Source organism: Rhodanobacter sp. C05, from assembly GCF_002001165.1.
Lineage (GTDB): Bacteria > Pseudomonadota > Gammaproteobacteria > Xanthomonadales > Rhodanobacteraceae > Rhodanobacter.
Genome location: NZ_MUNQ01000007.1, coordinates 62332 through 83960 on the forward strand (window position 1 = coordinate 62332; position 21629 = coordinate 83960).

Below are 21629 nucleotides of genomic sequence, written 5' to 3' on the forward strand. Positions count from 1 at the left end.
AAAAACGCCGAAGGCGCCCCGGCCCAACTCATCGGAGATGTTAGCTGTTTTCAAACGCTTGATGAAAGGGGATTTTTGCGCGTTGGCGGCGCACTGGATCACGCTGTCGGCGCGATGTCGTGCGCCGATTCGTCCGAAGCACCCAGAAACAGCTGTACGGCATCGACTGCACGATCCAGCAAATCGGGGCGGTCCGGATCAAACAGACGCGCGCCGACGTCGCTGCGCAGCCAGGTGATCTGCCGTTTGGCCAGCTGGCGGGTGGCGAAGATGCCGCGATCGCGGAACTCGCCGGACGTCGAATCGCCATCCAGATACTCCCACGCTTGCCGATAACCGACCGCACGGATCGCCGGCAACTCGGCATGCAGGTCGCCGCGGGCGCGCAAGGCATGCACCTCTTCGAGGAAGCCGGTCGCCAGCATCGCATCGAAACGCTGGGCGATGCGTTCGTGCAGCCGACTGCGACCCGCCGGCAGCAGGGCCAGCTTGAGTACGCGCCACGGGAAGTGTGCGCTGCTGCCGCCACGTTGCAGTTCGGACAGCGGTCGGCCGGTCAGTTCGATCACTTCCAGCGCGCGCTGCAGGCGCTGTGCATCGTTGCAGCCGATGCGTGCCGCAGCGACCGGATCCAGCTTCAGCAATCGTGCATGCTGCGCCGGCCAGCCGACTTGTTCCGCCTCTGCGGAAAGTCGTGCCCGGATGGCGGGATCGGCTTCCGGCAAATCGGACAGCCCTTGCTGCAGTGCGCGGAAATACAGCCCGGTGCCACCAACCAGCAGCGGCACCCTGCCCCGCACGCTGATCTGCTGCATCACCGGCAGCGCGTTGGCCCGAAAGTCCGCCGCCGAATACGGCTGCGCCGGATCGCGGATATCGACCAGCGCATGCGGATAACGCGCCAGTGTCGCCGCATCCGGCTTGGCCGTGCCGATATCCATGCCGCGATAGACCAGCGCCGAATCCACGCTGACCAAGTCCAGCGGGAAGCGTTCGCTCAGTTCGCATGCGAGCGCCGTCTTGCCCGAAGCAGTCGGGCCCATCAGGAAAATGGCGAGAGGGCGCTGGTCGACAGGCATGCCTCCATTGTAACGGGCATGGCTGTTCGCAGCCGGCGTCAACCGCCATGGTCAACGATGCGTTCAATGCAGGCAGTTTCTTTTGTACCGGGCGACGAAGACCGCACCCGCAGCCCCCGACCGATCATCAGAACCCTCCCGCATGACATTCCCGAAATCGCTTTGCCTGCTGCTGGCCACATCCTTTGCCGTGGCCACCTTCGCTCGCGCAGCCAGTCCCTCTGCGGACTTCAGCGGGATATGGCGCCTGAACGATCAACAAAGCGACAGTCCATCCGATATCGCCGCACGCCTGCGCGCGGAACGAAAACGCGAGCAACCCGTGCAGCAGCCGGCCAGTGCGGCTTCGACAGCTACACCGGCCAGTCAGACATCAGGTCACGGCGGCCACGGCGGCAATCACGGCATGGGCGGCGGTGGCATGGGCGGTGGTCATGGCCACGGCGGTGGCCGGGGACAGAACAAGACTGCGACCACTGACAACGGCACTCCTCCGCCGGACGATCCGCCGCCGTTGCTCGCCAACGATTCAATGATGAACGTGCAGCAGGATGCCAAGGGCATCCGTGTGGTGCTTGGCGACAAGGATCAACTGGACAGTCGGCTCGACGGCTTCGCCCGGCAGTCGCTCAACGGCGGTGCGATGGTGCAGAGCCAACTGACTGCAACGGGCATGCAGATAACGATGCGGTTCGATGGCGATGTCCGGTTGCAGCAGGACTGGGTGCAGTCGCCAGACGGTCACCATCTGACTGTCATCGAAACGTGGACCACGCCGGCGGTGCAACAGCCGATCGTGTTCAAGCGAAGCTACGACCGGCTGGATATCTGAAGAAGCAAAACCTCAAATAACCAATCATGGCAGTCATCCCGGCAAACGCGAGATTCGGAGGCTTTCGGGATTCATCGACCAAGCCATACAAAACAAAGGCCCGCGTCGATGACGCAGGCCTTTGCGGTTTCGCGAGCTGCCGCCTTACTTTGCCGGTACGCCCATTTCCTTGAGCAGATTGTCAGCGTGGTCGAGATGGTGCATCACCCACAGCATGTAGCGCACGTCGACCTGGATTGAACGGTTGAGCGCCGGGTTGAACAGCCAGTCGCCGCTCACCGATTCCCAGTTGCCGTCGAACGCCAGGCCAACCAGCTGGCCATTGGCGTCCATCGCGGGCGAACCGGAGTTGCCGCCGGTGATGTCCAGATCGGCGAGGAAGTCGACCGGCAGCGTGCCCTGCTTCTTGCTGGCATAGCCGTCGAACGCCTTCGCCTTGATCGCGGCAATCTCGGCCTTCGGCGCATCGAACGGCTCCACACCGGTGTCCTTCTCGACGATGCCCTGCACCGTGGTGAACGGCGAGTAGCTGACGCCATCACGCGGCGCCACGCCCTGCACGTTGCCGAAGGTGACGCGCAGCGAGCTGTTCGCATCGGGATAGATCGGCAGGTGTTGCGAATCCTTCCACGCGATCATCGCCTGCATGTAGCGCGGACGCAGCTTGCCCATCTCGCCGGCACGTGCATCGTTTTCGTCTTCCAGCTTCTGCAGCTGCGGCTGCACCGCGCGGGCGAGCTTGAACATGCTGTCGTTGCTGGCGTCGATCGCCTTGCTGTCGGCGTTGAACCATTTCAGGCGGTCGTCGGTATTGCCGAGCTGGCTGCCGGCATACAGCGCAGCGACCTTCTGGGTCAGTTGCACCTCGGTCTTCGCGTCACCGAGCCACGCATCCAGCGCAGGCAGGCGCTGGTCCTGTGGCAGCGTCACATAACGCTGCAGGCCGTAGACCATGAACTGCTGGTCGACCTTGGGATCGAAGCGGCGCTCCATCTGCTTGAGGCCGCCCTCGATGCGCACCCAGTCGCGCTGCTGGTAGCCGGCATCGCGCTCGAGATCGGCCTTCGGCCGTTCCTTCGCCAGATGCACCAGTCGCACCGCCGTGCTGAACATCGACGAACGGCTGACCAGGCCGATATCCAGGTTGCGCTCGCGATCCGCCTGATCGGCGGCGATCTGCTGGCGCAGCTTGCCGATGTCCGCCGCCAGCGCCGTGTTTTCCGCAGCGCCCTGTTGCTTCAGCCATGCTTCGAGCCGGGTTTCCTGCGCGCGCTTGACGTTGACCGCGTCGGCACGGCGCAGACCTTCGAGCTGACCGCCGAAGTTCTTCAGGTAGTTGTTGAGGCCGGCGACCATGCTGGCGTACTTCACCGTCACCTTCGGGTCGGCCTTGCCGGCGCTGTCGATGATGTTCAGCGTGTCCTGGTAGATCTTGATCTGGGTCGGATAGACCCAGTCGATCGAGCTCTGCACTTCGTCGGCGAGACGGTAGCGGTTGGTGCGGCCCGGATAGCCGACCACCATCACGTAATCACCGTTCTCCACGCCTTGCGGGTTCACCTTCAGCACGTGCTTCGGGTGATACGGCACGTTGTCCTTCGCATAGGTGGCCGACTTGCCGTCCTTCGAGACATAGGCACGCAGGTAGCTGAAGTCGCCGGTGTGGCGCGGCCACATCCAGTTGTCGATGTCGCCACCGAACTTGCCGATCGATTCCGGCGGCGCGTAGACCATGCGCACGTCCTTGATCTCGAGTTGCTTGATCAGCTGGTAGCTGTAGCCACCGTGGAAGCTGTAGACGTCGCAGCGGTAGCCGTCGCTTTCGCAGCCTTTCACCAGCTGCTTGATTGCCAGCTCGATCGCCTTGTAGCGCTCGGCGCCGCTCATCTGGTCGTTGAGCTTGGCGTTGACGTCCCTGGTGACGTCACGGATTTCCTCGGTGACGAACACGCGCATGTCCGGCGAACCCTGCAGCTCGTCCGCTCTGGTCTTGGCCAGGAAGCCGTCGACGATCAGGTTCTTCTGCGGCGTCGAGTTGTACTGCAGCGCACCGTAACCGCAATGGTGGTTGGTGACGATCAGGCCATCCGGCGACACGAACGACGCGGTACAGCCGCCAAGGCTGACGATCGCGCCCATCGGATAGGCGGTAAGGTCGGTCAGCGTCTTCGGATCGAGCTTCAGACCGTGCTGCTTGAGCGTGTCGGCGATCTTCGGAAGCTGGGCAGGCTGCCACATGCCTTCGACGGCATGGGCGGTACCGGCGAGGCCGGCTGTCAACGCAGCGGCAAGCAAAACGCGACGCATGAGGATCTCCTTGAGGGTCGGATACGGGCTCGTGCCGCAGTTTCTTGCGACAGGAACTGGCCTTTATGCCGCATATGCACGCGCCGCCGATAGTGACTTTAGGCATGGTCAGGCCCTTCCCGGGGCCTGTTGTCATGCCACGCGCGCCTCTTCGATGCCCGCCGCGATCCCTCTATAATTGCCGCTTCCCTGCCCGCTGCGCGGGCCAACTGATGGACTCCCCATGCCGCAGACGATGAAAGCCCTGGTCAAGCGCAAGCCCGAACAGGGCATCTGGATGGAAGAGGTGCCGCTGCCGGTGGTCGGCCCGAACGAAGTGCTGATCAAGATGGAAAAGACCGCGATCTGCGGCACCGACCTGCACATCTACAAGTGGGACGAGTGGAGCCAGCGCACGATCGTCCCTGGCCTCACCATCGGCCACGAGTTCGTCGGCCGCATCGTCGAGATCGGCCCGGGCGTGACCGGCTACAAGATCGGCGACCGCGTCTCCGCCGAAGGTCATATCGTCTGCGGCCATTGCCGCAACTGCCGCGCCGGTCGCCAGCACCTGTGCCCGAACACCATCGGCATCGGCGTGAACCGCAACGGCGCGTTCGCCGAATACATGACGATGCCGGCCTCGAACCTGTGGCCGATTCCGGACCAGATCCCGTCCGAGCTGGCCGCGTTCTTCGATCCGTACGGCAACGCCGCGCATTGCGCGCTGGAATTCGACCTGATCGGCGAGGACGTGCTGATCACCGGCGCCGGCCCGATCGGCATCATCGCAGCCGGTATCTGCAAGCACATCGGCGCGCGCAACGTGGTGGTCACCGACATCAACGACTACCGCCTGAAGCTCGCCGCCGACATGGGCGCGACGCGGGTGGTGAACGTGTCCAAGCAATCGCTCAAGGACACCGTGAAGGACCTGCACATCGAAGGCTTCGACGTGGGCCTGGAGATGAGCGGCAACCCGCGTGCGTTCGCCGACATGCTCGACTGCATGTACCACGGTGGCAAGATCGCGATGCTCGGCATCATGCCGCGCGGCGCCGGCATCGACTGGGACAAGGTGATCTTCAAGGGCCTCACCCTGCAGGGCATCTACGGCCGTCGCATGTACGAGACCTGGTACAAGATGACCCAGATGGTGCTGACCGGCTTCCCGCTGCAGAAGGTGCTCACCCATCAGATCCACATCGACGACTTCCAGAAGGGTTTCGACCTGATGGATGCCGGTACCTGCGGCAAGGTCGTCTGCTCCTGGAACTGAGTCACACGCCACGGGTTATCGCCACGCTACACTGACGCACCGGCAGGCCGACAAGGCCTGCCGATTTGGAAGTGACCGACCTTCGGCCGGGTACCGACAGTTCGCGAGGTCAAAGGAGCAGCGACGGCATGGCAAACCGCAGTCCTTCGCGCAGTGAACTGCTCGCCGCGGGACGTAAACACGCTCACGCCCTGTATCGCTCCCGCCGGCTGCGCAAGGGCGCGTTGATTATCGGCATCCTGCTGCTGGTTTTCGGCCTGCTCGGTTTCTTCGCTGCTCCGCCACTGATCCGCAGCCAGCTGCAGACTCGCCTTGGCGACATGCTGCAACGCCCAGTCAGCGTGGCGGCGGTACATCTCAACCCGTTCACGCTGAGACTCGAACTCGACCAACTGCATGTCGGCGAGCGCGATGGCAGATCGCCCTTCGTCGATATCGACCAGATCGTCGTCAACGCCTCGTGGGCCTCGATGTTTCGCATGGCGCCGGTGCTCGACGAGTTGCGCTTGCAACATCCGCAACTGCATATCACGCGAACGGCACCGCAGCAGTTCAATTTCTCCGACCTGATCGAGCGGCTTGTCGGCAAACCGGCACCACCGAATGCCGCTCCGGCACGCTTCGCGCTGTCCAACATCAGTGTGCACAACGGCGACATCGTGTTCGACGACAAGGTGCTGAACAGCAGCCACCGGATCGACCAGCTCGAACTCGGCATCCCGTTCATCGCCAACCTGCCGCACGACACGGACGTATTCGTGCAGCCACTGCTGGCGATGCAGGTAGACGGCAGCCCGTTGCGGATCGGGGGTCAGACCAAGCCGTTTGCCGACAGCCGCGAGTCGGCGATCGACTTCAACATCGATCACCTGGACCTGCCGCGCTACCTGAGCTACGTGCCGACACCCTTGCCGGTGGCGATTCCCAGCGGCCAGCTGTCCGGTCAGCTCAAGCTGGATTTCATCAATCGCCATGCCACCCAGCAGATGAAGTTGAGCGGCAACGTGCAGCTGGAAAACTTCGCGCTCGACGATCACGACGGTACGCCGATCGTCGAACTCGGTCATGTCAGTGCCACGCTGGCAGATGTGGAGCCGTTGGTGTCGCGCTATGACTTCGACGCCATCATGCTCGATCGAGCCATCGTGCATTACACGAGTCAGGCCGGTGGCCATGGCAATCTGGATGCATTGACCGGCACTGCTAAAGCACCGGGCAAGTCGACATCACCACCCACCGATCTGCGTATCGCCACACTGACTTTGCAGGGCAGCCAGATCGCCTATGCCGACCTCAGTGGTCCGACTCCGATGCGGCTGTCGCTCGACAGCCTTCAAGGCACGATCCGCGGGTTCGCGACCCGCCCCGCGCCACCGGCCAGCATTGACATGAGCGCGGGGCTTGCCGGCGGCATGCTGCATATCAGCGGCACCCTGCGCCTGAGCGAGAACCACTTCGCTGGCCAGGTTGCATTGAACGGTGTCGGGCTGCCGCCACTCGTCGCTTTGGCGCCACCGATGTTGAATGCGCAAGTCAGCCACGGCAGCCTGAATGCGAGTGGACAGCTCGTGGCCGACTGGAGCAAGACGTTCAATCTGCAACTGGATGCGAGCAAGCTCGCAGTGAACGATTTTTCACTGCAGCAGAAGAATCGCACCCCGGTGGCGTGGAAGGCGCTCAATGCCGACATCACCCATCTGGATCTGGTCAGCAGCCACGCGAGCCTGGGCAGCATCAACCTGCAAGGGTTGAAGATCGACGCCCAGCGCTATCGCAACGGACACATCGATCTCACCGACCTGGTCAAGTCATCGCCGCATCACGCCGCAAGCAAACAAGCCGCTGCGCCGGCATGGCACTGGAACATTGCGCACCTTGGCATCGATGGCAGCAGCTTTGCCTACAAGGACACGGCGGTGGCAGGCAAGGCTGGACACATCACGGTGAATGCCGACAAGTTCAGCATCGATGGCCTGTCCGACAACATGCATCAACCGCTGAAGCTGGACCTGGCCGGCGGCATCGACCAGGGCAAGTATCGCGTCACCGGTTCCGTGCGACCAGAGCCGCTCAATGCCGACCTGCATGTCACGACGACCCGGTTGAACGTGGCGCCATTGCAATCCATGGTCAAGGTGCCGCTCAACGTGCACGTCGACAGCGCGCTGCTGAGCCTGAAAGGCCGAGTGCGCTATCGCGACCACAAGCCGGAGGCTTTGCTGAGTTACCAGGGCCAGCTCACGCTGGGCCGCGTGAATGTGCTGGACAACCTCACCAACAATGATTTCCTGCGCTGGAGTTCGCTGGCTGCCACCGGCGTCAACGTACGCACCGGCGAAGGTGCCGCGCAGGTATCCGTGGGAGGCCTGGCGCTGGACAATTTCTATGCCCGCGTGATCGTCAACAGCAATGGACGTCTGAACCTGCAGGATGTGGTGGCCAGTCCGCAGACTGCGCCGGTTTCGGTGACCCAGGCCAACAACACGCCGGCTGCATCCAATGCGCCACAGGTGGCTGTCGTCAATCCGGCTGCCTCCGCTACCGCCACCGCCGCGCCCAGCCCGGCTGCCAGCAGCGCCACACCGCCAGCGGTGATCCATATCGGTCAGATCATTCTTGCGCGCGGCAATCTCAACTACACCGACAACTTCATCAAGCCCAACTACACCGCAAACATCACCCAGCTTGCGGGCAAGATCGGCGCCTTCGGTACCGCCACCGGCGGACCGCCGGCGCCGCTTACGCTGCAGGGTCAGCTCGATGACAACGCGCCGGTCAATATCGACGGCACGATCAACCCGCTGACGCCGGTTACCTTCCTGGATGTGAAAGGAAAAGCCGATGGGGTCGAGCTGACGCACCTGACACCCTATTCGAGCAAGTACACCGGCTACCCGATCATCAAGGGTCGCCTCACCATGGACGTGCATTACGCGCTCGATCAGGGCAAGTTGAATGCAGACAACCACATTTTCCTGAGCCAGCTGACCTTCGGCGATCGCGTCGAGGGCAAGGGCATCAGCCATCTGCCGGTGAAGCTGGCGGTCGCCCTGCTCAAGGATTCGCAAGGCAATATCGATGTCGATGTCCCGGTGACCGGCTCGCTCAGCGATCCGCAATTCAGCTTTGGCAGCCTGATCTGGCATGCCTTCGTCAATCTGATCGGGCGCGCGGTCACTTCCCCGTTCCGGCTGATCGCTTCGGCGATGGGCGACAGTCATCAGGATCTTGGTTATGTGGAATTCGCTTCAGGCTCGAACGTACTCGATGCGCAGGCACAGGAACGACTGGCCCAGATCGTCAAGGTCCTCACCGAGAAGCCGGCGCTCAACCTGGACGTCATCGGCAGAACGGATCCCCAGTTCGACCAGGACGGTTTGCGCAAAGTCATGACGCAGCAGCTGATCACGCATGAACTGGCCAAGGACCAGGGCGGTGACGAAAGCGATGTCTCCGTCCTGTCCAGACTCAGTCCCGATGACTACAACAAATACCTGAGCAAGGCATACAAGCATGCCAAGTTTTCCAAACCTCGCGACCTGATCGGCCTGACCAAATCGCAGCCACCGGACGTGATGGAAAAACTGCTGCAGACGAATGTGCCGGTCGATCAGGATGCCTTGCGCCATCTTGCCGAACGCCGTGCCGATGCGGTCCGCCAATGGCTGCATGGCAAGGTCGACGACAAGCGCGTGTTCGTGTCGGCACCCAAGCTGGATGCCACGGGCATCGACGACAAGGGCAAGACCACGCGGGCCGATTTCGGCCTGCATTGATGGTCGTGGTGACAGCCGCGATGGTCCCGCAGCTGTCAATGGTTTTCCATCGCGGTTGAAAGGCTCACAATGGGCGCTTTCCCCGCCAGCGGAACCCACCATGAGCTACCCCGGTCAGTCGCGCTACGCCAGCGAACTCGAGTCCATCCGCGAGCAGGGCCTGTTCAAGGCCGAGCGCATCATCACCTCGCCGCAGTCTGCCGAGATCGAGCTGGAGGGTGGCCGCAAGGTGCTGAATTTCTGCGCCAACAACTACCTCGGCCTGGCTGATCATCCCGAGGTGATCCAGGCAGCGAAGGACGCACTCGACACACACGGTTTCGGCATGGCGAGCGTGCGCTTCATTTGCGGCACGCAGGATTTGCACAAGCAACTGGAAGCGAAGATCGCCGAGTTCTTCGGCACCGAGGACACTATCCTCTACGCCGCCTGCTTCGACGCCAACGGCGGTCTGTTCGAGCCGCTGCTGGGTGAGGAGGATGCCGTGATCTCCGATGCGCTGAATCACGCCTCGATCATCGACGGCATCCGTCTGTGCAAGGCCAAGCGCTTCCGTTATGCCAACAGCGACATGTCCGACTTGGAAAAGCAGCTGCAGGCAGCCGACGCCGCCGGTGCACGTACGAAGCTGATCAGCACCGATGGCGCGTTCTCGATGGATGGCTTCATTGCCAAACTCGACCAGATCACTGCGCTGGCCGCCAAGTACAAGGCGTTGGTACACATCGACGAATGCCACTGCACCGGCTTTCTCGGCGATACCGGTCGCGGCTCGGCCGAAGTCAATGGCGTGATGGACAAGATCGACATCTTCACCGGCACGCTGGGCAAGGCACTTGGCGGTGCATTAGGCGGCTTCACCACCGGCCGCAAGGAAGTGGTCGAGATGCTGCGTCAGCGCTCGCGCCCCTATCTTTTTTCCAACTCGCTGCCGCCACATGTGGTCGCCGCGGCGATCAAGGTGTTCGACATGCTGGCATCCGCCGGCGACCTGCGTGACAAGGTCAAGGAAAATACCCGCTATTTCCGTGAGCAGATGACCGCGGCCGGTTTCGACATCAAGCCAGGTGTGCATCCGATCGTGCCGGTGATGATCTACGACGCAAAGAAGGCGCAGGCGATGGCCTCCGCGCTGCTCGATGAAGGCATTTATGTCACTGGTTTCTTCTACCCGGTGGTACCGCAGGGACAGGCACGTATCCGCACGCAGATGAGCGCCGCACATACCCGCGAGCATCTGGATCATGCGATTGCTGCGTTTACCAAGGTTGGCCGACAGCTTGGCGTCATTGCCGCGTAACCACTGAGCCTCTCCTATGGAAGCGGTTCAAGCCGCTTCCATAAACCGATGATCAACGTGTCCCTTTGCGGCGCGTATCGAGTGCCCGAACTTCATCAGCGCTCAACCGCCGCCACTGCCCCTTCGCCAATTCACCCAGTTCCAGCGTACCAACCGCCACCCGGACCAGGCGCAGCACGTCAAAGCCCAGTGCTGCAAGCAGACGACGGATGTGACGATTGCGTCCCTCGTCCAGCACCACTTCAAGCCAGGCATTCTTCTCGCCGGCACGCAACAGCGTGGCCCGTCGTGCCTTCAACAAATCACCGCCATCTAGGACGCCTGCCTGCATGGCGGCCAGCACCGAAGCATCCGGCTGGCCGGACACCTGCACGTGGTAGGACTTGTCGAGGTGTGAGGCCGGATCGGTGATGGCCGCCGACCAGCCGGTGTCATTGCTGAGCAGCAACAAGCCTTCGCTGGCCTTGTCCAGCCGACCAACCGGTCCCAGCCACGGCAATCCGGCAGCAGCCAGCGCGGTGTAGACGGTAGCGCGTCCCTGCTCGTCGGAGGCGCTGACAACCAGGCCACGCGGCTTGTTGAACATCACATGGATGGGTTCGGCAGATTTCACCGGCTTGCCATCGACGGCTACCTGCTGTCGATCCAGCTGCGCCGGATGATACGGATCGCGTACAACGCGGCCGTCCAGGCTCACACGGCCATCGCGTATCCATTGTTCAGCCTGACTGCGCGAACAGACGCCAAGCTTGGACAGCACCCTTGCCAGTCCATGCCGTGGTGCATGGATGGTCGATGTTGTGCCAACGCTGGATCGAAAAGGTGGTCGTGACATCCGCCTAGCGTATAGGTCAAGGCCACGAAGCAACAAGGTTTCCTGACAGCCGATGACGGTATTGGATGACCTATCCGCCCTACCTGGAATAACGACCAAAAAAAACCCGGCCGAAGCCGGGTTTTTTTCTATTACATGACCGAGGTTCGATTACTGCTGAACCTGCAGCTCCGTGCGACGGTTCTGGGCACGACCGGCATCCGTGGCGTTGTCGCCAATCGGATCGTTCTTGCCATGACCGATCGGGCCTTCCAGACGGTCCGCGGCAATGCCGTGAGCGGTCAGGTAGTCATACACGATCTTCGCGCGACGCTCGGACAGACCCTGGTTGTACTCGTCCGTACCCTTCGAGTCGGTGTAACCGGCAACAGTCACGTGCACCTGCGGGTAACGCTGCAGGGTGTCGACAGCCTGATCCAGGATCGACAGCGAGTCCTTGGTCGGCTCGGCCAGCGACTTGGTGATGTTCGTCTCGCCCTTCTTCGGGCGGTCGAACTTGAAGTTCACACCACGCAGGTCGATCACGACCTTCTGCGGGCAGCCGTCCGGACCCACGACCGTGCCTTCCGGCAGGTTCGGGCACTTGTTGTCGCAGAGGTTGACGCCGTTGACGATCGTCTTCGAGCAGTCAGGTGCTGCCGGAGCCGGAGCCGGGGCCGGAGCCGGGGCAGCAGCTGGAGCGCCAAAGCGCGAAACGATGCTCAGGCCCAGGAACCAGTCGCCGTAGCCGCTCTTGGCCGGGTTGGTCTTGTTGTCCCAGTCGTAGCGATAGCCGGCTTCCAGACGGACGTCCGTGCTGTCGGTAACCGTCTTCGACACACCGCCACCCAATTCAGCAGCCGGCGACCAGCCGCTCGCGTCCACGCTCTGGTGATGGCTACCCATCACACCAGCGAGCAGGTACGGGCGCCATGCGTTCCAGTCACCCGCATAGAAACGGACCGCAGCGCCGACATTGGTGCTGGCCCAGGAGTTGTTGCTGAGACCGCCGCCATTCGCGGGACCGTTGTCCATCTTCCGCTTGGTGCGGTCGACGAACGCATCGATCGACATGTTCGGCGTGAAGAAGCGACCAAAGCCCAGACCATAATAGAACTGGCGGCTGTTGGTATCGCGCTTGTGATCGTTGTAATAGCCGCCGATGGTCGGCGCGATGTACCAGCGGTCGTCGTAGCTCGACGTCGCCTGGGTGGATGCGGAATCAGCAGCAGCCGGAGCCGCGGTGTCCTGCGCATGAACGGCACCTACGCCGCCCAGGGCCAGCGCGATCAGAAAGTACAAGCCCTTACGTTTCATCAGGTGTCTCCTCATTTATTAGATTTTTTCGCGTCCGTTCAATCCCAACCGGAAATCGCGCGTCAGAACTGAATACGTCATTCAGAGCTTTTATAGCCCCTGCTTGGCGTTCATGCGACAAGCGCCGGGGAGTGTAGCAAATTCGTTAAGCCGTTGGCATCTTAACGCATTGACAACGAGATTTCGGTGAGCCTTCGTTCAGGAAGTTACATTACCAAACCAATGCCACTTTTTTCGACTTCAATGGACGCTTGCGGTTGCAGTCCAGGACAGAACAGGAGTATCCAGCGTTCCCTGATTCTACGGAAAAGGCTATTGGCATCCAACCAAATGAAATGCCAACGGCCCTCCACGCGTCTTCCTTAATCTTCCACTCACACCGTCTTTACAACGTGAAGAGTGCCAGGAACTCCTGCACTGGCATCGCATCCAGCTTGGCCGGGTCCTGTGTGGCAGCCATGATCGCCTTGACCCTGTGCGCTGGCAATTGACCCTGCATGGCAGCCTCGAACTTCTTCAGCAATACCGGAATACCCTCGGCCCGGCGCTTGCGGTGACCAATGGGATAATCAATCGAAATCTTTTGCGTGCTCGTGCCGTCCTTGAAATACACCTGCACCGAATTGCCGATATAGCGCTTGGCCGGGTCGAAATAATCCTTCGTGAACTGAGGGTTCTCGACTACCGTCATCTTGTCACGCAGCGCGTCGATCCGCGGATCGATGGCGACGTCATCGTTATAGTCGCTGGCCACGAGACGGCCGAAGATCAACGGCACGGCGACCATGTACTGGATGCAATGATCGCGGTCGGCGTAATTGTCCAGCGGGCCGGTCTTGTCGATGATGCGGCAGCCGGCTTCCTGGGTCTCGATGACGATCTTCTCGATCTGGTCGAGCTTGCCGGCTACTTCGGCGTGCAGCTTCATCGCGCACTCGACCGCAGTCTGCGCATGGAATTCGGCCGGGAAGCTGATCTTGAACAGCACGTTCTCCATCACGTAGCTGCCGAACGGGCGCTCGAACTCGAACGCCTTGCCCTTGAAGGCGACATCGTAGAAACCCCAGGTCTTCGCGCTCAGTGCGGACGGATAGCCAACCACGCCACGATAGACCGCATTGATCGCATGCGTGACCGCGCGACGGCAGGCGTCACCGGCGGCCCAGCTCTTGCGCGGGCCTGTGTTCGGCGCATGGCGGTAGGTGCGCAACGCGCCGTTGTCGATCCAGCTGTGCGACACCGCCGTGGTGATCTGCTCCTTGTCGCCACCGAGCATCGCCGTGGCGACCGCGGTGGAGGCCAGGCGAACCAGGATGACGTGATCCTGGCCGACACGGTTGAAGCTGTTGAGCAAGGCGTAACAGCCCTGGATCTCGTGTGCCTTGATCGCATAAGTCAGCACATCGCGCACCGTCAGCGGCTGGCCACCCTCACGCTCGGCCTTGCGGCTCAGGTAATCGGCCACGGCAAGGATCGCACCGAGATTGTCGGACGGGTGACCCCACTCGGCCGCCAGCCAGGTGTCGTTGAAGTCCAGCCAGCGGATCTGCGTGCCGATCGCGAATGCAGCCTGCACCGGATCCAGCTCATGACTGGTACCCGGCACGCGGGCACCGCCCGGCAACGTGGCGCCCGGCACCAGCGGACCGAGATGTTTCACGCATTCCGGAAATTTCATGGCCAGCATCGCGGTGCCCAGCGAATCCAGCAGCATGTAGCGCGCAGTGTCATACGCCTCGGTCGAGTCGATCTGGTAATCGGCGACGTAATTGGCGATGTCGACGAGCGGTTGATCGGGATCGGGACGGACAGCGGAACGGATGTCGTGCGCACTCATGACGGATCTCGCAACATGGGAAAACGACCATTTTAGCTGACTGACACGCCATGTCGCAGCCCTGTCTTGCTTGACCGCAACCGCACCGCGGCAGACAATCCGGCACTCATCCCAGAAGGGAGTAGTTCCCGAGACAGGCTCGCCTGTGTCGGTGTGGTGATCGTCAACACGAGCGACGCTTCGCTCCGGTCACCTCGGCAGTCATGCTGCGAACGAGACTTTTGTGGTGGACACGGGCTACGCGCGCCCGTGTCCACTGCATTGTCTGACGCGCATGGACTCCCGCATGAATCTCCTCTCCACCGATTTTGTCTCCGACCTGCTGACCATCATCCTGCTCGACCTGGTGCTGGCCGGCGACAACGCCATCGTCATCGCCATGGCGGCAAGCCGCCTGCCCAAGGCGCTGCAGAAGAAGGCGGTGTTCTGGGGCACGTTTGGTGCTGTTGCGGTCCGTTTTGCGTTGACCGCCGTCGTGGTCTACCTGCTCAAGCTGCCCGGACTGATGTTGATCGGTGGATTGTTGTTGTTGCCGATCGCCTGGAAGCTGCTTCGCCATGACAATGACGACGATCCGGCAATAAGCGCCGCTGTCACGTTCTGGAGTGCGCTGCGCACCATCATCGTCGCCGACGCGCTGATGGGACTGGACAACGTGCTGGCAATCGCCGGTGCGTCGAGTGGACACCTCGGGCTGGTCATTCTCGGCCTGCTGATCAGCGTGCCACTGGTGGTCTGGGGCTCCACGCTGATCCTGAAACTGATAGGCCGCTTTCCAATCATCATGTATATCGGTGCCGGCGCCATTGCATTCACGGCCAGTCGGATGATTACGCACGACCACCTGTTGAATATCTGGTTCGAGGAACACGGCTGGGTGAAATACATCTTTGACCTGATGCTGGTGCTCGGCATCTGCGGTGGCGGCTGGTTGATGCAGCGGCGGCGTCAAGCCTCGTTGCCGCCGGCGAACTGAAGTCACCAAGACTGTGCACCGTGATCAGGCAAACTGGTTGCCCGCTTGAACCACCATCATCCACGGGACGGGTACCTTCCCTGCCCCCATCCGGAGCTCTCATGAAGCTTTACTACATGCCTGGCGTCTGTTCGCTGGCCACCCATATCGTGCTGGAATGGATCGGTCAGCCTTACCAGATCGAGGAAGTTCCGCGTGCCGAGCTGCGCTCCCCGGAGTATCTGAAGCTCAACCCCGATGGAGTCGTACCTGTGCTGGTCGACAACGATGGATGGGTGCTGACCGAAAACGTGGCGATCCTCAACTATCTTGCCGATTGCTTTCCAAAGGCTGGTCTTGGCGGCGACGTTACCCCGCGTGGCCGCGCCGAGGTCAATCGCTGGCTGGGTTTCCTCAATTCCGATGTGCATCCGGCATTCAAGCCGCTATTCCGGCCTGAGCGATTCATCGCCGACCCGTCCCAGCATGGTGGGTTGCAGGACACTGCCCGAACAAAGCTGCGCAGCTATTTCGAACAGCTGGATGCACGACTGGAAAATGTGGATTGGCTCGCTGGCACGCGCTCGGTCGCCGATCCCTACCTGTTCGTCGTGCAGCGCTGGGCCAAGGCAAAGGCAGTCGACCTGAGCGGCCTCGATCACCTCGACCGCTTCGTTCATCGCATGCATGCCGATGCCAGTGTCAAGGCAGCCATGCGCGCCGAAGGCATCTGAGACTTGCTGGAACCCGCTCACGTCGCTTCAAATGAAGGAGGGAGCCAGATGGCTCCCTCCTTCATTTCCACAAGTGGATCTTTCAGCGTTTGTCGATCGGCACGTAGGCCAGATCTTCCGGGCCGGTGTAGTTCGCACCCGGGCGGATGATCTTGCCGTCCTCGCGCTGTTCGATCACGTGCGCGCTCCAGCCTGAAGTGCGTGCGAGCACGAACAGTGGCGTGAACATTGCGGTCGGCACGCCCATCATGTGATACGCACTGGCCGAGAACCAGTCCAGGTTCGGGAACATCTTCTTCTGATCCCACATCAGCTTCTCGATCCGTTCGGAGACATCGAACAGGGTCGGATTGCCACCCTCGGTGCAGAGCTTGCGCGAGACTTCCTTGATGATCTCGTTGCGCGGATCGGACACCGTGTACACCGGATGGCCGAAGCCAATGATGATTTCCTTGCGCTCGACGCGGGCTCGGATATCCGCTTCGGCGGCCGCAGCATTGCGATAGCGCGCGATGATCTCCATCGCCACCTCGTTCGCACCGCCATGCTTGGGACCGCGCAGTGCACCGATTGCGCCGGTGAGCGCCGAATACATGTCCGAGCCGGTACCGGCAATGACGCGTGCGGTGAATGTCGAGGCGTTGAACTCATGCTCGGCGTAAAGCACGAGCGACTTGTCCAGCGAGTGCGCATGCAGCTCGCTCGGCTTCTTGCCGTGCAGCAAGTGCAGGAAATGCGCGGCGATCGACTCGTCGTCGGTCTGCGTCTCGATGCGCTTGCCGTTGTGGCTGAAGTGGTACCAGTACAGCAGCATCGAGCCGAAACTGGCCATCAGGCGGTCGGCGATCTCGCGCGCACCGGTGACATTGTGGTCGTCCTTTTCCGGCAATACGGTGCCGAGCACCGAACAACCCGTGCGCATCACATCCATCGGATGGGTTGCCGCCGGCAGCAGTTCCAGTGCGCTCTTCACCGGTGCCGGCAGGCCGCGCAGACGCTTCAGGCGCGCGCGATAGTTGTTAAGCTCGGTCCAGTTCGGCAGCACGCCGTGCACCAGCAGATAGGCCACTTCCTCGAAGCAACCCTTGGCGGCCAGGTCATGGATGTCGTAGCCGCGGTAATGCAGATCGTTGCCGCTGCGGCCGACCGTGCACAGCGCGGTATTGCCCGCAGCCACGCCGGACAGCGCGACGGATTTCTTCGGTTTGGGAAGGGTTGGCTCGCTCATCGGATGACTCTCCTAAGACTTGCAGATGCATGGGTGTAAACGACCCACCCATGCGAAAAACGGAAATATCGATCAGGCCTTCTTGCCGGCAAACAGCGCGTCGAGCTTGCTCTCGAATGCGTGGTAGCCGATGCGGTCGTACAGCTCCTCGCGCGTCTGCATGGTGTCGATCACGTTGCGCTGGTGGCCATCGCGGCGAATCGCCGTATAGACATTCTCGGCTGCCTTGTTCATGGCGCGGAACGCGGACAACGGATACAGCACGATGCCCACGCCAGCCGTGCGCAATTCGTCGACGCTGAACAGCGGCGTCTGGCCGAACTCGGTGATGTTGGCCAGCACCGGCACCTTCACCGCGTCGACAAAGCGACGATACGTCGGCAGATCGTAGGCAGCCTCGGCGAAGATGCCGTCGGCACCCGCCTCGACGCAGGCGATTGCGCGTTCGATGGCGGCGTCCACGCCATCCACCGCGATCGCATCGGTACGCGCAATCAGGAAGAAATCGGCATCGGTCTTGGCATCGGCAGCGGCTTTCACGCGATCAGCCATTTCGCCGGTGGAGACGATCTCCTTGCCCGGGCGATGACCGCAGCGCTTGGCGCCGACCTGATCCTCGATATGGCAGGCCGCGGCGCCGAACTTGATCAGGCTCTTCACCGTGCGTGCGATGTTGAACGCACTCGGGCCGAAGCCGGTGTCGATATCCGCCATCAGCGGCAAATCGCATACGTCGGTGATGCGGCGCACGTCGGTGAGCACGTCGTCCAGCGTATTGATGCCCAGATCCGGCAGGCCCAGCGAGCCGGCCGCCACGCCACCGCCGGAGAGATAGATCGCACGATAACCCGCACGCTTCGCCAGCAGCGCATGGTTCGCATTGATCGCGCCAATGACCTGCAGTGGCTGCTCTTCGGCCAGTGCGGCACGAAAACGCGCGCCGGGGGATGCCATCTTCGTCATGGGCTGCTCCGCGTAAAACGGGCATTTTAGCGCACTGCCCCTGCGATCGCTCCTGCAGCCAGGATCCGCCGGTTCTAGTCGCCCTGCTCCGGCCCACGCTCCAGCGCACGCCGCACCTCGTCCAGCGCATTCGGATCATCCAGCGTGGACAGATCGCCCGGGTCACGGTGCTCGGCCAATGCCTGCAACGATCGGCGCAGCAGCTTGCCGGAGCGGGTCTTCGGCAGTGCATTGACGACGTAGACGCGCGCGGGTTTCGCCACGCCACCGAGCCGGTCGATCACCCGCTGCTGCATCGCCAGCGCGATCGCCGCGGTGGCGGTACCCGCCTCCTGCTTGAGCGTGGCGAACACCACAGGCACCTGGCCTTTCAGCTCGTCGTAAACACCGATCACCGCGGCTTCGGCCACATCCGGATGGCTGGCCACGGACTCCTCGATTTCGCGCGTACCCAGCCGATGACCGGCGACATTGATGACATCGTCGGTGCGGCCGAGGATCCAGGTGTAACCGTCCTCGTCACGGATCGCCCAGTCCAGCGAGCTGTACAGCAGTTCCTTGAAGTGGCTGAAGTAACTGGCGACATAGCGTTCGTCATTGCGCCATACCGTCGTGAGGCAGCCGGGCGGCAACGGCGGTTCGAACACCAGCACGCCCTTCTGCTGCGGCGCGACTTCGGCACCGGTGTTTTCGTCGATCACCTTCATCCGGTAACCCGGCGCCGGCAGTCCCGGCGAGCCGAACTTCACCGGCTTCAGGTCAAGTCCCGGCATCAGGGTGAGCGCGGGCCAACCGGTCTCGGTCTGCCAGTAGTTGTCGATCACCGGCACGCCGAGGCCTTCTGTGATCCAGTGTGCGGTGGGTTCGTCCAGCGGTTCGCCGGCAAGGAACAACCACTTCAGTTTCGACAGGTCGTATTTCTTCAACCACGCCGGATCCTGCTTCTTCAGCACGCGGATGCCGGTGGGCGAAGAGAACATCGTGTGCACACCGTACTTTTCGCACAACTGCCACCAGATGCCGGGGTCGGGGCGTGTCGGCAGCCCCTCATACAGCAGCGACGTGGCACCGCCGATCAGCGGGCCGTAGACGTTGTAGGAATGCCCCACCGCCCAGCCCACGTCCGAGGTGGAGAACATCACCTGGCCCGGCGCAATGTCGAAGATCGTGCGTATCGACAACGCCAGCGCCACCGCGTAGCCACCCACGTCACGCTGGATGCCCTTCGGCTTGCCGGTGGTGCCGGAGGTGTACAGCAGGTAGCTCGGCTCGTTCGATTCCAGCCACGTCACCGGCACTTCGGCATTCATGTGCACGGCGCGCAGTCGCGCGTAATCGAGGTCGCGTCCTTCGATGCGTGTCATCTGCGGATCGAGTCCGCGATCGACGATCAGCACATGCGGTGGTGGCGACCTGGTTTCGGCCAACGCCGCATCCACCAGCGGCTTGTACGGAATCACCTTGCCGCCGCGCATGCCGGCATCGGCACAGACCAGCAGCTTCGGTTCGGCATCATCGATGCGCAACGCGAGGTTGTGCGCGGCAAAGCCACCGAATACCACCGAGTGGATCGCACCGATACGCGCGCAGGCCAGCATCGCGTAGACCGCCTCGGCCATGTTCGGCATGTAGATGACGACGCGATCGCCCTTGCCTACACCCAGTGCGATCAGCACGGCGGCAAAACGATTCACCTCGCGATACAGCACGCGATAGCTCACTGCGCGAATGATCTTGGTCTCACTGGATATCGCCACCAGCGCCAGCTGCTCGCCGCGTTCGGCGAGATGGCGATCCACCGCGTTGTAGCAGAGGTTGGTGGTACCGCCGACGAACCAGCGGCGGAACGGCGGCCGTGACTGATCGAGGATCTGCTGCGGCGGCGTCTCCCAATGGATCAGCCGCGCCTGCTCGGCCCAGAACCGCTCCGGCTGCTCGATGGATTGTCGGTAGAAATCCTCGTAGCGCATGGCCGCATCCTTACTTACCGTCAACTCTTCAAGACTAGAACAGACGCAGTGCAGCAAGGCGCTCGACTTTCGTCCTTGTGGAAACGACAACAGGCCGGCAAGCCGGCCCGCGCGATAACTCCTCCCCCTGCTGGCAGGGGGAGGATGGGAGGGGGTTGTCCGAGCTTGCGACTAGATCAAAAGCTCCCTCCCCTGCGACCGAAGGGAGTCCCTTCTTTGGGGCGTGCAAGGGAAGGAGCATAGCCTCGGCAATCTGGAAGAGCTTACTTGGCGAACAGATGCTCGACGCCGGCGCGCTCTTCGCGCAGTTCCTTGTCGGTGGCGTCCATGCGGGCGCGCGAGAAGTCGTTGATCGCCAGGCCCTGCACGATCTCGTACTTGCCATTCTTCACCGTCACCGGGTAACCGTAGATCACGCCCGGCGCGATGCCATACGAACCGTCGGACGGGATGCCCATCGAGACCCAGTCGCCCTCGGCCGTACCCAGCGCCCACGAGCGCATGTGATCGACGGCAGCCGAAGCGGCCGAGGCAGCGGACGAAGCACCACGCGCCTTGATGATCGCCGCGCCGCGCTGCTGCACGGTCGGAATGAAATCGCTCTCGTACCAGGCCTGATCGACCAGCGACAGCGCGGCCTTGCCGTCCACGGTAGCGTGGTGCAGGTCCGGATACTGGGTGGAGCTGTGGTTGCCCCAGATCGTCATCTTCTTGATGTCGGTGTTGTGCTTGCCGGTTTTCTCGGCGAGCTGGCTCAGCGCGCGGTTATGGTCGAGGCGGACCATCGCGGTGAAGCACTTCGGATCGAGGTCCGGTGCATTCTGCTGCGCGATCAGCGAGTTGGTGTTGGCCGGGTTGCCGACTACCAGCACGCGCACGTCACGCTTGGCGTGATCGTTCAGTGCCTTGCCCTGCGGGCCGAAGATGGCGCCGTTGGCTTCCAGCAGATCCTTGCGCTCCATGCCCGGGCCGCGCGGACGCGCACCAACCAGCAGTGCGTAGTCGACGTCCTTGAACGCGACGCTGAGGTCGTCGGTAGCCACCACACCGGCAAGTGTCGGGAACGCGCAATCGTTGAGCTCCATCACCACGCCCTGCAGCGCGGGCAGCGCCGGGGTGATTTCCAGCAGATGCAGGATCACCGGCTGATCGGGACCCAGCATGTCGCCAGCGGCGATGCGGAACAGCAGCGCGTAACCGATCTGGCCAGCGGCACCGGTAACGGCAACTCGAACGGGGGCTTTCATCGTGGCAACTCC

15 protein-coding genes are annotated in these 21629 nt (G+C 62.2%); 6 read left to right on the forward strand and 9 right to left on the reverse strand.

The annotated features are described in order from the left end of the window. Positions 1-98: 98 nt before the first annotated feature. Positions 99-1079, reverse strand: a complete 981-nt coding sequence (miaA, locus tag B0E51_RS04860; RefSeq protein ID WP_077443946.1) for a tRNA (adenosine(37)-N6)-dimethylallyltransferase MiaA — start codon at positions 1077-1079, stop codon at positions 99-101. 142 nt (positions 1080-1221) lie between these two features. On the opposite strand from miaA, the gene B0E51_RS04865 reads away from it, so the two are divergent. Beyond that, entirely contained in the window at positions 1222-1911 is a 690-nt protein-coding gene (locus tag B0E51_RS04865) for a hypothetical protein (protein WP_077443731.1), read from the forward strand. 144 nt (positions 1912-2055) lie between these two features. Here B0E51_RS04865 and B0E51_RS04870 read toward each other — a convergent pair whose 3' ends face one another. Further along, complete coding sequence (locus B0E51_RS04870) at positions 2056-4218, reverse strand: S46 family peptidase (protein WP_077443732.1); 2163 nt, start codon at positions 4216-4218, stop codon at positions 2056-2058. A 235-nt stretch (positions 4219-4453) separates the two neighbouring features. On the opposite strand from B0E51_RS04870, the gene tdh reads away from it, so the two are divergent. From tdh to kbl, 3 genes are all read left to right on the forward strand, one after another. Then, a complete protein-coding gene (gene tdh / locus B0E51_RS04875) occupies positions 4454-5476 on the forward strand; it encodes an L-threonine 3-dehydrogenase (RefSeq protein ID WP_077443947.1) in 1023 nt (340 codons plus the stop codon). Positions 5477-5604: 128 nt separating this feature from the next. Continuing rightward, positions 5605-9252, forward strand: a complete 3648-nt coding sequence (locus B0E51_RS04880) for a DUF748 domain-containing protein (protein ID WP_077443733.1) — start codon at positions 5605-5607, stop codon at positions 9250-9252. A 100-nt stretch (positions 9253-9352) separates the two neighbouring features. After that, the gene (gene kbl / locus B0E51_RS04885; protein ID WP_077443734.1) at positions 9353-10552 is read left to right on the forward strand and encodes a glycine C-acetyltransferase; all 1200 of its coding nucleotides are present in this window, start codon (positions 9353-9355) and stop codon (positions 10550-10552) included. 52 nt (positions 10553-10604) lie between these two features. On the opposite strand, the gene B0E51_RS04890 is transcribed toward kbl, so the two are convergent. From B0E51_RS04890 to B0E51_RS04900, 3 genes are all read right to left on the reverse strand, one after another. Beyond that, positions 10605-11387: a pseudouridine synthase gene (locus B0E51_RS04890; RefSeq protein ID WP_077443736.1), complete on the reverse strand. Its 783-nt coding sequence runs from the start codon at positions 11385-11387 to the stop codon at positions 10605-10607. A gap of 150 nt (positions 11388-11537) precedes the next feature. Beyond that, the gene (locus tag B0E51_RS04895) at positions 11538-12683 is read right to left on the reverse strand and encodes an OmpA family protein (RefSeq protein ID WP_077443737.1); all 1146 of its coding nucleotides are present in this window, start codon (positions 12681-12683) and stop codon (positions 11538-11540) included. Between the two features lie 385 nt (positions 12684-13068). Beyond that, the gene (locus B0E51_RS04900; RefSeq protein WP_077443738.1) at positions 13069-14520 is read right to left on the reverse strand and encodes a bifunctional 2-methylcitrate dehydratase/aconitate hydratase; all 1452 of its coding nucleotides are present in this window, start codon (positions 14518-14520) and stop codon (positions 13069-13071) included. Between the two features lie 286 nt (positions 14521-14806). On the opposite strand from B0E51_RS04900, the gene B0E51_RS04905 reads away from it, so the two are divergent. Continuing rightward, positions 14807-15496, forward strand: coding sequence for a TerC family protein (locus tag B0E51_RS04905; RefSeq protein WP_077443739.1), 690 nt, complete (start codon positions 14807-14809; stop codon positions 15494-15496). Between the two features lie 101 nt (positions 15497-15597). After that, a complete protein-coding gene (locus B0E51_RS04910; RefSeq protein ID WP_077443740.1) occupies positions 15598-16209 on the forward strand; it encodes a glutathione S-transferase N-terminal domain-containing protein in 612 nt (203 codons plus the stop codon). Positions 16210-16291: 82 nt separating this feature from the next. On the opposite strand, the gene prpC is transcribed toward B0E51_RS04910, so the two are convergent. The 4 genes from prpC to B0E51_RS04930 all read right to left on the reverse strand — a co-directional run bounded on the left by prpC (position 16292) and on the right by B0E51_RS04930 (position 21617). Continuing rightward, positions 16292-17437, reverse strand: a complete 1146-nt coding sequence (gene prpC, locus B0E51_RS04915) for a 2-methylcitrate synthase (protein ID WP_077443741.1) — start codon at positions 17435-17437, stop codon at positions 16292-16294. Positions 17438-17509: 72 nt separating this feature from the next. Then, a complete protein-coding gene (gene prpB, locus B0E51_RS04920) occupies positions 17510-18400 on the reverse strand; it encodes a methylisocitrate lyase (RefSeq protein WP_077443742.1) in 891 nt (296 codons plus the stop codon). 74 nt (positions 18401-18474) lie between these two features. Further along, positions 18475-20370: a propionate--CoA ligase gene (gene prpE / locus B0E51_RS04925; RefSeq protein WP_077443744.1), complete on the reverse strand. Its 1896-nt coding sequence runs from the start codon at positions 20368-20370 to the stop codon at positions 18475-18477. Between the two features lie 263 nt (positions 20371-20633). Continuing rightward, on the reverse strand, positions 20634-21617 hold the full coding sequence (locus B0E51_RS04930) for a malate dehydrogenase (protein WP_077443745.1): 984 nt from the start codon (positions 21615-21617) through the stop codon (positions 20634-20636). Positions 21618-21629: the final 12 nt, after the last annotated feature.

Bases quoted from the DNA above. Each gene is read 5' to 3' on its own strand.
- miaA (WP_077443946.1), bottom strand. From the start codon at position 1,079: ATGCCTGTCGACCAGCGCCCTCTCGCCATTTTCCTGATGGGCCCGACT.
- B0E51_RS04865 (WP_077443731.1), top strand. From the start codon at position 1,222: ATGACATTCCCGAAATCGCTTTGCCTGCTGCTGGCCACATCCTTTGCC.
- B0E51_RS04870 (WP_077443732.1), bottom strand. From the start codon at position 4,218: ATGCGTCGCGTTTTGCTTGCCGCTGCGTTGACAGCCGGCCTCGCCGGT.
- tdh (WP_077443947.1), top strand. From the start codon at position 4,454: ATGAAAGCCCTGGTCAAGCGCAAGCCCGAACAGGGCATCTGGATGGAA.
- B0E51_RS04880 (WP_077443733.1), top strand. From the start codon at position 5,605: ATGGCAAACCGCAGTCCTTCGCGCAGTGAACTGCTCGCCGCGGGACGT.
- kbl (WP_077443734.1), top strand. From the start codon at position 9,353: ATGAGCTACCCCGGTCAGTCGCGCTACGCCAGCGAACTCGAGTCCATC.
- B0E51_RS04890 (WP_077443736.1), bottom strand. From the start codon at position 11,387: ATGTCACGACCACCTTTTCGATCCAGCGTTGGCACAACATCGACCATC.
- B0E51_RS04895 (WP_077443737.1), bottom strand. From the start codon at position 12,683: ATGAAACGTAAGGGCTTGTACTTTCTGATCGCGCTGGCCCTGGGCGGC.
- B0E51_RS04900 (WP_077443738.1), bottom strand. From the start codon at position 14,520: ATGAGTGCGCACGACATCCGTTCCGCTGTCCGTCCCGATCCCGATCAA.
- B0E51_RS04905 (WP_077443739.1), top strand. From the start codon at position 14,807: ATGAATCTCCTCTCCACCGATTTTGTCTCCGACCTGCTGACCATCATC.
- B0E51_RS04910 (WP_077443740.1), top strand. From the start codon at position 15,598: ATGAAGCTTTACTACATGCCTGGCGTCTGTTCGCTGGCCACCCATATC.
- prpC (WP_077443741.1), bottom strand. From the start codon at position 17,437: ATGAGCGAGCCAACCCTTCCCAAACCGAAGAAATCCGTCGCGCTGTCC.
- prpB (WP_077443742.1), bottom strand. From the start codon at position 18,400: ATGACGAAGATGGCATCCCCCGGCGCGCGTTTTCGTGCCGCACTGGCC.
- prpE (WP_077443744.1), bottom strand. From the start codon at position 20,370: ATGCGCTACGAGGATTTCTACCGACAATCCATCGAGCAGCCGGAGCGG.
- B0E51_RS04930 (WP_077443745.1), bottom strand. From the start codon at position 21,617: ATGAAAGCCCCCGTTCGAGTTGCCGTTACCGGTGCCGCTGGCCAGATC.